We start from the raw sequence: 1,493 nt of genomic DNA, 5'->3' as shown, positions 1-1,493 counted from the left end.
GGGGGGTGCCTCTATGTCTTTCGTCAAGCGAGGCGTGGGGTTCGGGGTTCGTAGAAGGTGCCGTCGCGGAGCATGGCGAACAGCACGTTGATCCGTTGTCGGGCCAGGCGGAGAAGTGCCTGGGTGTGGGTTTTTCCTCGGGCCCGGCATCGGTCGTAGTAGGTGCGGGAGGCGGGATCGTGCAGTGCGGCGAACGCGGACAGGAACATCGCGCGTTTCAGCTGCCGGTTGCCGCCTCTGGGCGCGTGTTCGCCGTGGATCGAGGTCCCCGACGACTTGGTCGTCGGGGCAAGTCCGGCATAGGAAGCAAGGTGGGCTGCGGTGGGGAAGCTGGTGCCGTCGCCGACGGTGACCAGCAAGGTGGCGGCGGTCCTGACCGCGACCCCCGGAATCGAGGTCAGGACCGCGGAAAGAGGGTGAGCCTCCAGCAGCTGTCCAATCTGCGTTTCCAGGGCTCGTCGCTGTTCGTGGACGGCGGCGAGCGAACGGGCCAGGGACGGGATCACGACGTCGAGGGTGCCGGTGCCCGGGACCACGACGGTCTGCTCGTCGAGCGCGTCGAAGATCTCGTCGATCAGCCGGGCGGCCATGCGCGGAGCCTTGGGCCGGGTTACCTCAACGAGTCTGCGGCGACCGGCTTTTCGCAGCGCGGCTGGGGATCCGTAGCGTTCCAGCAGCCAGGTCACGGCCTGGTGGTCCAGGCGCGGGCCCAGGACGCGCTCCAGGCTGGGGTGGAACTGGGTGAGCAGGCCGCGTATCCGGTTGGAGGTGCGGGTGGCCTCGGCCGCCAGGTCCTGGTCGAAGCCGACCAGCACGGTCAGCTCGGCGGTGATCTCGTCGGTGAGCTCCAGCGAGCGCAGCGTGTGAGGCATCGTCCGGGCGGCGTCGGCGATGACCGCGGCGTCCTTCGCGTCGGTCTTCGCCTCGCCCGGGTAGAGATCGGCGATCCGGCGCATCGCGAGTCCGGGCAGGTAGGCGACCTTGCAGCCGGCGTCGCGGGCGACGGTGAGCGGGAGGGCGCCGATGGAGGCGGGCTGGTCGACGATGACGAGCACGGTGCCGAACTTGGCGGTCAGCTTGTCGAAGACGGCCCGCAGTTTCGGCTCGCTGTTGGGCAGCTGCTTGTCGAAGACCTTCTTGCCGGCCGGTGTCAGCCCGTGCCCGTGATGGGCGCTCTTGCCGACGTCCAGGCCGAGGAAGACGCCCACGTCGTCGATGTCGTCCAACCCATCCTCCCGAACGGGGTTCGTGCGGTGCTGGCCAGGGCGTTGGCGTCGTATGCGCGCATCCACGTTATGCAGACCTGCCGCCCGCAAGCGGCCGGGCATTGCGCCAGGCCAGGCGGTAGTCGGACCTCTCATCAGCGTCTCCAACGGCGCCTCCCGGGCCCGGTGACACCACCCCCCAGGTCATCTGTTCGACAGGGGGGAACAGTCATTCCGGGCCCGGAGGCCAGCGGCCCTCTTGCAGGACCGCGGAAAACATAACGGGGG

Annotated in this window: 1 protein-coding gene; it reads right to left on the bottom strand. The window is 68.9% G+C overall.

Annotated elements, in window-relative coordinates; translation table 11 throughout:
- Positions 1 to 23: 23 nt before the first annotated feature.
- Entirely contained in the window at positions 24 to 1,226 is a 1,203-nt protein-coding gene (locus ACFWYS_RS46615; protein WP_384783200.1) for an IS110 family transposase, read from the bottom strand.
- Between the last annotated feature and the right edge of the window lie 267 nt (positions 1,227 to 1,493).

The sequence above is a fragment of the Streptomyces sp. NPDC059010 genome, assembly GCF_042740355.1.
Classification (GTDB): Bacteria; Actinomycetota; Actinomycetes; order Streptomycetales; family Streptomycetaceae; genus Streptomyces.
The sequence above is the reverse complement of the archived record's forward strand: the minus strand, read 5'-3'. Positions and strand labels throughout refer to the sequence as shown.